At 72.4% G+C, this 9,188-nt stretch carries 8 protein-coding genes; 6 read left to right on the top strand and 2 right to left on the bottom strand.

The window, feature by feature from the left end; genetic code table 11:
* Nucleotides 1–175 precede the first annotated feature (175 nt).
* Entirely contained in the window at nucleotides 176–688 is a 513-nt protein-coding gene (locus tag ACFVIM_RS28980) for a YceI family protein (RefSeq protein WP_384307359.1), read from the bottom strand.
* A gap of 168 nt (nucleotides 689–856) precedes the next feature.
* Here ACFVIM_RS28980 and ACFVIM_RS28985 point away from each other — a divergent pair, with 168 nt between their 5' ends.
* Nucleotides 857–2,125, top strand: coding sequence for a sensor histidine kinase (locus ACFVIM_RS28985; protein WP_384307362.1), 1,269 nt, complete (start codon nucleotides 857–859; stop codon nucleotides 2,123–2,125).
* A 2-nt stretch (nucleotides 2,126–2,127) separates the two neighbouring features.
* On the top strand, nucleotides 2,128–2,778 hold the full coding sequence (locus ACFVIM_RS28990) for a response regulator (protein WP_384307379.1): 651 nt from the start codon (nucleotides 2,128–2,130) through the stop codon (nucleotides 2,776–2,778).
* Between the two features lie 73 nt (nucleotides 2,779–2,851).
* On the opposite strand, the gene ACFVIM_RS28995 is transcribed toward ACFVIM_RS28990, so the two are convergent.
* A complete protein-coding gene (locus ACFVIM_RS28995; RefSeq protein ID WP_384307365.1) occupies nucleotides 2,852–4,126 on the bottom strand; it encodes an activator-dependent family glycosyltransferase in 1,275 nt (424 codons plus the stop codon).
* A gap of 223 nt (nucleotides 4,127–4,349) precedes the next feature.
* Here ACFVIM_RS28995 and ACFVIM_RS29000 point away from each other — a divergent pair, with 223 nt between their 5' ends.
* The 4 genes from ACFVIM_RS29000 to ACFVIM_RS29015 form a co-directional block, all read left to right on the top strand.
* Complete coding sequence (locus ACFVIM_RS29000; protein WP_384307368.1) at nucleotides 4,350–5,306, top strand: NAD-dependent epimerase/dehydratase family protein; 957 nt, start codon at nucleotides 4,350–4,352, stop codon at nucleotides 5,304–5,306.
* A gap of 197 nt (nucleotides 5,307–5,503) precedes the next feature.
* Nucleotides 5,504–6,814, top strand: coding sequence for a lipopolysaccharide biosynthesis protein RfbH (gene rfbH, locus ACFVIM_RS29005; protein WP_384307371.1), 1,311 nt, complete (start codon nucleotides 5,504–5,506; stop codon nucleotides 6,812–6,814).
* Nucleotides 6,815–6,986: 172 nt separating this feature from the next.
* The gene (locus ACFVIM_RS29010; protein WP_384307374.1) at nucleotides 6,987–8,009 is read left to right on the top strand and encodes a Gfo/Idh/MocA family protein; all 1,023 of its coding nucleotides are present in this window, start codon (nucleotides 6,987–6,989) and stop codon (nucleotides 8,007–8,009) included.
* The coding region (locus ACFVIM_RS29015) for a macrolide family glycosyltransferase (protein WP_384307377.1) at nucleotides 7,996–9,188 on the top strand (1,193 nt) is incomplete at its 3' end. The genes ACFVIM_RS29010 and ACFVIM_RS29015, both read left to right, overlap by 14 nt.

A 9,188-nucleotide genomic window follows, 5' to 3' on the forward strand; every position in this document is an offset into this window, starting at 1 on the left:
GGGGAATGTGCGGGGGCACGGCTCTCGTGGCCGTGTGGGACGGCCGATTGGGGGCCCGGGGGAGGCCCACCACGGTCACCGCGGGTGCGGTGACCGCGTCTATGACGCACCGGGTTGCTCAGGAGGGCGGGTGCCCCCGCCGTCCCTGTCCATGCCATGAACGAACCTCTTCATGTCACAGATGCACACAGGTGAGTTGCAGCAGTACATCCAGTTGCCGGGTGCCGATACCACGCCCGGACAGTCCGAACTCCGTACGGTCGAGACGGGCCGACGCGTGGGCGGTGAACACACCCGCCGTGACGTCCGTGTCCTCGATCAGCACACGCACGGGACGGGTCACCCCGCCGACCGTGAACACCCCGTGCACCGCCCGCCGTTCCACCCGTCGTGAGACGAAGGTCATCACCGGGTGGCGATCGGTGTCGAGGTACCGCGCCGATCGCATGGCGCGGTCCCAGCGGGCGCTGCCCGTACGGAGACTCGCCGAGTCGAACTCCACGGTGAGACTGGAATCGGTCAGCGGCTCCGCGATGTCGATGGTTCCGGTACGGATCGTGAGGGAACCCCGTGCCGGCACCAGCCCCAGGACTCGCCGGGTCATGAAGGTGACCCAGGAGTTGCCGGTGTCGATCTCGTATCGACCCAGTTGGGGTGTGGTGGTCACGTGATCCCATCGCGCGTCCATGGCTCTATTGGACCGGTGCCGGGCCCCGGGGCGACAGGGGCGGGTCGGCGGCTCCCGGTACGACGAACGGCGGACGGCTCGCGGTGGAACCCTACGAAAGTCGGGTTACGCCGTGGCCGAAACAGTGGTTCGTGGTCACCGGGCGCGAGCGTGGCCTACCGTAAGCGCATGACTGACGGACCGTGGCACCGCCGACACCGGCGGGCCGTCGACGTGGGGCTCGCGGTCCTCTTCGCGCTGGTGGACACCGGAGCGACCCTCGCGGGCGACAGCTGGTGGCCGGAGCGCCCAGGACCCCTGGCCTGGTCCCTGCTCGGTCTCCAGGTGCTGGCCTGTCTCTCCCTGGCCGTCCGGCGCCGGGCGCCGATCACGGTCCTGGCGGTCCTCGGCGGCTTCACCCTCGCGCTGACCCTGCTGATCTCCCCGGGCGGGCTGCTCACCCCGGGGAACGACGCCACCATCTGGGCCCCCTACGCCACCGTCCTGGCGGCCTACGGTCCGCTCTTCTACCGCGAGAACCGGGCCAACCGGGAGCTGCGGAAGGCGGGATGGCGGCCCCGCGACCCCCGGCCCACCTGGCTGCCCAGCCCCCGCTGGACCGAGTACACCTGGCTCGCCCTGCTCAGCCTCGTCGTCGCCCGGGTCTGGGAGCCGTCGCTCCAGGTCCTGACCGTCGGACTGCTGCGCACGGCCGTGGGCCCGCTGCTCGCGCTGTACATGGACACCCGCCGCCGGCTGGAGCTCGCCCTGACCGAGCGCGTCGAACGGGCCGAGCGCGAACGCCACCTCCTGGCCGAGCAGGCCCGTACCGAGGAACGCGTCAGGCTCGCGGGTGAGATGCACGACGTGGTCACCCACCGGCTCAGTCTGATGGTCCTCCAGGCGGGCGCGCTGCGGATGACCGCACCCGACGAGGCGACCCGGCAGGCGGCCGAGGAGATGAGGGCGGCGGGCTGTCAGGCCCTGGACGAACTCCGCGACCTGGTCGGGATCCTGCGCACCGCCCCCACCGAGGACCAGACCCCCTCGGTCGCCGGGTTCGCCGCCCTCATCGCCGAGTCCACGGCCGTGGGCACCCCGGCCGAACTGGTCGAGGAGGGCGACCGCGCCCTCGCCTCACCGGTCGTCGGCCGCACCGCCTACCGCATCGTGCGGGAGGCCCTGACCAACGTACGCAAACACGCACCCGGCGCGCATGTCACCGTCCGGGTGTCCTACGAGGAGGCACAGGTGCGGTTGTCGATCCGCAACACCCCGCCGACCCAGCGGCCCAACCGGGCGCTGGTCGGCACCGGATCGGGTCTGGGCATCCCCCATCTGCGCCAGCGCATCGACCTGGTCAACGGCACCTTGCGGGCCGGGCGTTCACCCGATGGCGGCTTCGCCGTCGAGGCCACCCTGCCCGCGTACATACCGACCGCCGAATCGGCGGTGTGAGCGTGCTCAGGGTGGTGGTCGTGGACGACGAGCCGATGGTGTGCCGCTTCCTGCGGACGATCCTCGGGTCGGCCGAGGACATCGACGTCGTCGACGAGGCCCACGACGGGGCCGCCGGGGTGGAGGCGGTCGTCCGCAACCGGCCCGATGTCGTCCTGATGGACCTGCGGATGCCCGGCGTGGACGGGCTGACCGCGATCGAACGCATCGTGGAACTGGCGTCACCGCCCGCGGTCGTCGTCCTGACCACCTTCGACGCCGACCAGTACGTCCTGCGCGCGCTGCGCGCCGGGGCCTCGGGCTTCCTGGTCAAGTCGACCCCGCCCGAGGAACTCATCGACCTGGTGCGGGTCGCGGCCACCGGCCACACCGTGATGTCGGCCGCCGCCGCGCGCCGGCTGGTGGCCGCCTCCACCGACCGGCTCTCGGCCCGTGACCGGGCCCGCGAACTGGTCGCCTCCCTCACCACCCGGGAGGTGGAGGTCCTGACCTGTCTCGCGGAGGGCCTCTCCAACGCCCGTATCGCCGAACGGCTCTATCTCTCCGAGGCCACGGTCAAGGGCTATGTCTCCCGGATGCTGGAGAAGCTCGGCTGTGTCAACCGCACCCAGGCGGGCCTGATCGCGTACGACGCGGGCGTGGTCGACCTCTGACGTCCACGGGTGGCCCGCGCGGGCCACCCCGGACACTCCCGTACCCCGTACCCCGTACTCCGGTATCCCGTACTCAGGCCGGCGGCATACGCCACGGCGCCGCGCGCCGCTCCTGGGCGTGCCGCTCCAGCAGGGGCACCACCCGGGACGGGGCGGGCCTGCTCACCGCCTCCTCCCGCAGCCGGGCCGCGTTCTCCCGGAAGGACGGCTCCTCGACCAGCCGCGCGATCCCGTCGCGTACCTGCTCCGGCGAGGTCTGGCCGGTCTCCAGCGCCAGCCCCGCGCCCTGCGCCTCCACCCGCTGCGCGCGCAGCAGTTGCTCCGCCAGCCGGGTGGTGACGACGAGCTGCGGTACCCCGTACACCAGCGCGGTGGCCCAGCTGCCGAACCCCCCGTGGTTGATGAAGGCCGAGCAGTGCGGCAGCACCGCGTTCAGGGGTACGGAGCGCACCACGCGCACATTGGACGGCAGGGTGCCCAGCTCGTCGGCCTGGCCCGGCAGCAGGGCCGCGACCACCTCGACGTCGAGTTCGGCGACGGTCGAGAGCAGCTCCGTCTTGGAGACGTAGTCACCGCCGTAGCGCTCGTGGTTGGAGGCGCCGAGGCTCACCAGGACCCGGGGACGGTCGGGGCGGACGTTCACCCAGTCCGGCAGGGCCCCGGTGCCGTTGTGCGGCACGAACCGGATCGGTGCGCGTACGGCGTCGGTGGCGACACCGAGGGAGTCCGGCAGCGGGTCGAGGGTCAGCTGCCCGGTGATCGACTCCTCGCTGAAGGTGCCGCCGAAGTCGGCGGTGCGCCCGGTCAGGTAGTCGCCCAGCGGATCGCGCCGGGTGTCGGCGGGCGCCTGCTCGTACAGCTTCCGGAAGAGCTGCCGCTTGAGCACCCAGACATCGGTGAAGCAGAGCGCGCGCACATGCGCGGCGCCGACGACGCCCGCGGCGATGGGGCCCGCGTACGTCAGCGGGTCCCACACCACCAGGTCCGGCTCCCAGGCGCGGGCGAAGTCCACCAGACCGCCCACCATCGGCTCGTTGTACATGGCGCAGCCGAAGGCGAAGAGCTGGGACCGCTCCAGCTCCGCGTCATAGGTCAGCCTGGCCGGGTCCAGCTCGTTCCAGTCGAGCGACTCCCAGCCCTGGGAGTCCCGGTTGGCGCTCATGCCCGCCGTGATCTCGTCATTGCTGCCGACCGCGACGGCGGGCATGCCCATCCCCGCGATGGCCTCCGTGAACTGCGAGGTGCTGGCCACCCGGACCTCGTGACCGGCGGCGCGTACCGCCCACACGAGCGGTGTCATGCAGTAGAGATGTGATTTCTCGGGAATGGTCGCGAACAGCACGCGCACTGGGGGCTCCGTAGGGTGGTGGGCGGCTCGGGTGGTCCGGTGACCGCTCCAGATTCGGCGGCCCCACGGGGTCCGGCCCCGGGCGCGTGGTGGAGTCGGGGGAAACACCCAGAGTTCCGCCCAGCCGCCCGCGCACCCTCCTGACCGGCCTCCATAGTGGCCGCAGGCGCGGCCGATCACCGGCGGCCGCCCCCGGCGAGACCACCATCCAGGAGGGCGCGCGATGCGTGCAGTCAGTTCCAGGGACCGGTTCGCTCCGACCACCGTAGTGCTCGGGGCGTCCGGCTTCATCGGTCGCAACGTGTGCGCCGCGCTCGCCGCCGAGGGCTGGTCGGTGGCCGCGGTGGTCCGTCGTGACACGGAGCTGCCGCCGGGCTGCAGGCCGATACGGCTGGACCTGGCCGATGCCGCCACCGCCGACCTCGCCGCGCTGCTGGCCGCCGAGCGGCCCCGGCTGGTCGTCAACGCGGCGGGCAGCCCCTGGGCGGTCACCGACGACCAGCTCACCGCGGGCAATGTGACCCTGGTCGCCCGGCTGGTCGAGGCGGTGCAGCGGCTGGCCGACCCGGTCCGGGTGGTGCATATCGGCTCGGCGTACGAGTACGGCAACCACCCGGGCGCCCCCCGGCTCGCCGAGAGCCTCGTCTGTCGGCCCATCGGACAGTACGCGCAGTCCAAGCTCGCGGGCACCACCGTGCTGACCGAGGCGGTCGCGGCGGGCCGGATCGACGCGGTGGTCCTGCGGATCGGCCTGTCGGTGGGCCCGCACGCCAACCGGCGCAGCCTGCTGGGCGGGCTCGCCCACCAGCTCGCGGCGCGCCCCGCCGCACTGGAGCTGCCGCCGATCGCCGGGGCGCGTGACATCATCGACTCCCGCGATGTCGCCGACGCCGTGCTGCGCGCGGTGGCCGTGGAGAAGGCGCCCCCCGTGATCAATATCGGTACCGGGGTACGGGTGCCGCTGACCGACGCGGTGGACACCCTGGTGCGGGTGGCCGGGACGACGGCGGCCATCGTGCGGTCCCCCGGGCCCGTGGTGAGCCGCAGCCACGAGGAGGGCGCCCAGCCGCTCGACATCGATCTGGCCCGCGCCGAACTGGACTGGTCCCCGGTCCGCTCCCTGGACGACTCGCTGCGGGCGCTCTGGGAGAGCGTCACCCAGCCGGTGCGGCAGCCGTAGGGCCGGTCCGATGGATCAGGCCGGGTCAGGGTCGCTAGGTCACGCGAGCCCAGCGGCGAGTCCGTTGCACAGACCCCGGCCGCCACACCCGCTCCCGTACCCCGGGACACCCCTGTCGGGAGCGACGCGGACCCCGGTCCCTCCCGTCGTCCTCGTCGTCACCCCTTTTCGACCACCGCAGTGGATGGAGAACACCCATGGCCGACACGGATGTGCAGTCCGTTCTGGAGCTGACCCGCAAGCTGCACCGCGACCGGGCGGCGTCCGACGGGGGTTTCGTGCCCGGCGTGACGCCGATCCTCCCGTCCGGCGCCGTCCTCGACGAGGACGACCGCGCCGCGCTGGTGGGCCAGGCCCTGGAGATGAAGATCGCCTCAGGCGCCGCCGCGCTCCGGTTCGAGCGGCTCTTCGCCAAGGCGATCGGGGTCCGCAAGGCGCATCTGACCAACTCGGGGTCCTCCGCCAACCTGCTGGCACTGGCCTCGCTGACCGTGCCGGAACTGGAGGACCGCAGGCTCCGCCCCGGCGATGAGGTGATCACGGTCGCGGCCGGGTTCCCCACCACCGTCAACCCGATCATCCAGTGCGGTCTGGTGCCGGTCTTCATCGATGTCGAACTCGGCACCTACAACACCACCCTGGAGCGGATCGAGGCCGCGATCGGCCCACGCACCAAGGCCGTGATGCTGGCGCACACCCTCGGCAACCCGTTCGCGGTGGCGGAGGTCGCCGACCTCTGCCGCGACCGTGACCTCTTCTTCGTCGAGGACAACTGCGACGCGGTCCACTCCACCTATCAGGGCCGCAACACCGGCACCTTCGGCGACTACTCGACGGTCAGCTTCTACCCCGCCCACCACATCACCATGGGTGAGGGCGGCTGTGTCCTCACCAACACCCTGGAGCTGGCGCGGATCACCGAGTCCATGCGGGACTGGGGACGCGACTGCTGGTGCGAGCCGGGCGAGGACAACAAGTGCCTCAAGCGGTTCCAGTACCAGATGGGTGATCTGCCGCACGGCTACGACCACAAGTACATCTTCTCCCACGTCGGGTACAACCTGAAGTCGACCGATATCCAGGCGGCCCTCGGGCTGACCCAGCTGACCAAGCTCGCCGACTTCACCGCCGCCCGCAAGCGCAACTGGCAGCGGCTGCGGGAGGGACTCGACGGGGTGCCGCACCTGCTGCTGCCCGAGGCCACCCCCGGCAGCGACCCGAGCTGGTTCGGCTTCGTCATCACCCTCACCGAGGACGCGCCCTTCGGGCGGCCCGAGTTCCTGGAGTTCCTCGGCTCCCGCAAGATCGGCACCCGGCTGCTGTTCGCCGGGAACCTGACCCGTCACCCCGCCTACCAGAGCGAGAACTACCGGGTCAGCGGCGATCTGACCAACAGCGACATCATCACCGAGCGCTCCTTCTGGATCGGTGTCTACCCCGGCATCACCACCGAGATGGTCGACTACATGATCGACTCGGTCCGCGCGTTCGTCGCCGGCCGGAGCTGAGGCGCCGGGGAGTGTCCTCGAAGGAACGCCGTCCGCCCGGACAGGCCCGACTGGCCCCTGACGAGGCCCAGGGCACCCGGTGGACGGACGGGATCCCGCAGGGATCCCACGGGATCTCAAGGACACGACCCGGGCCCGCGCACCGACCGGCGATCCATGGGAAAGGAACCGTATGTCTGACGCTGAGCCGATCGGCATCGGGGTGCTTGGCGCCGCCGACATCGCGTGGCGCCGCGGCATCCCGGCGATCGAGCGCTGCGAGCGGCTGCGGCTGGCGGCGGTCGCCAGTCGCAGCCTGGAGAAGGCGGAGGCCGTCGCCGAACGCTTCGGCTGCGCCGCCGTCGCCGGATACGAACGGCTGCTGGAGCGCGACGACGTGGACGCCGTCTACGTGCCGCTGCCGAACTCGCTCCACGAGGAGTGGGCCGACGCCGCCCTGAGGGCCGGGAAGCACGTCCTGGTGGAGAAGTCCCTCACTCTCAGCGCCGCCACCGCGCGACGGCTGGTCGCCATGGCGCGCGAGCGCTCGCTCGCCTTCATGGAGAACTTCTCCTTCCTCCACCACACCCAGCACGAGCGGGTCCGGGAACTGGTCGCCGACGGCGCGATCGGCACCCCGCTCAGCTTCAGCGGCTCCTTCGGCATCCCGAGGACCGCTCCCTCCCTGATCCGCTACAGCCCCGAGCTGGCGGGCGGCGCGCTCCGCGAGATCGGCTGCTACCCGGTCCGCGCCGCACGGCTCTTCCTCGGGGACGACCTCACCGTCACGGGCGCCTCGCTGCGCCATGACCCGTCCGTCGGCGTCGATGTCGCGGGCTCGGCGCTGCTCACCGACGGCGCGGGCGTCACCGCCCACTGCGACTTCGGCCTCACCCACGCCTACCGCAACACCTACGCCGTCTGGGGCAGCGAGGGGCGGATCGAGGTCGACTGGGCCTTCACCCCGCCGCCGGAGACCCGGCCGGTGATCCGGCTGCACCGCGCGGACGTACGCGAGGAGCGGGTGCTGCCGGGCGCCGACCAGTTCCTCGGGATGCTGACGGCGTTCGCCGAGGCGTGTGCCGACCCCGCGGCGCACGAGCACCACGGCGACGACGCGATCGGCCAGGCCGTCCTCCTGGAGGCCATCGCCGACCGCAGTGCCGCCGCCCCCGCCGGGGCCACGACCGTGAGGAGCGCGCGTGCCGCCCGCTGACCCGACCGCCGTCACCGGGGCCGCTGGCCCGTCCCTGCATGTGCTGTGGCTGACGTTCCCCGCCTATGGCCACCTCAAGGCGAGCCTCGCCGTCATGGAGGAACTCGCCGGCCGGGGCCACCGCGTCACCTGCGTGGTCGCCGAACGGCTCGCGGACCGCGTCGCGTCGACGGGCGCGCGCACCCTCACCTACCGCACGTCCTTCCCGGAGTCGATCGCGACCGCGCCCGGCAGCGAGACGGCGACCACGATGCTCCTGGCCTTTCTGCGGGAGAGCTTCGCCCCGCTGGAGACCGCGCTGGAGGCCGCCGCGGCCGACCCGCCGGACCTGGTCGTGCACGACGCGCTCGCCTCCGACACGGCCGTGGCCGTCGCCCGGCTCCACCGCGTCCCCACGGTCCGTACGTACGCGGGGTTCGGCACCAATGACCAGGTGGCGCTGAACGGTACCGAGGCCGAACCGGGCCGGGCCCCCGCCGACCTGACCGATCCCCGGCTGCGGGAACTGGGTACCTGGCTCAGCGAACGGGTGGAGCGGGCCGGGGTGGCCGGGGTACTCGCCGACGGACCGGCGAACGGGGACGGCGCGGCGCTCAATGTCGCCTTCGTCACCCGTGACTTCCAGCCCGGCGGCGACACGTTCGGCGACGACTACTGCTTCGCCGGGCCGTGTCCCCGCCCGGCCGACCTCGCGGGTTCCTGGGCGCCGCCGGCCGGCGGCGCCCCTGTGCTGCTGGTGTCGCTCGGCACCAGCGTCAACCGCCGCCCGGACTTCTTCCGTGCCTGCGCCGACACCTTCGCCGGGACGCCCTGGCATGTGGTGATGACCCTGGGCAGCGGGGTCGATCCGGCGTCCCTGGGGGCCCTGCCGTCCAATGTGGAGGCCCATGCCTGGGTCCAGCACCCGCTGGTGCTGGAACACGCCTCCGCGTTCGTCTGCCAGGGCGGCATCGGCAGCCTCAACGAGGCGTTCCAGCAGGGCGTGCCCGCCGTCGTGGTGCCCCAGCAGTGGGACCAGTACGGCACGGCCCGCCGGGTCGAGGAACTCGGCCTGGGCCGGATCCTGGACCCCGGCCGGCTGACCGCGGCCACGCTGCGCGCCGCCGTCGAGGAGATAGCCGCCGACCACCGGATGCGCGAGCGGGTCGCCGCGATGCGCCGCTCGGTCCGCGCCGCCCC

The organism is Streptomyces sp. NPDC057638 (assembly GCF_042800315.1).
Taxonomy (GTDB): Bacteria; Actinomycetota; Actinomycetes; order Streptomycetales; family Streptomycetaceae; genus Streptomyces.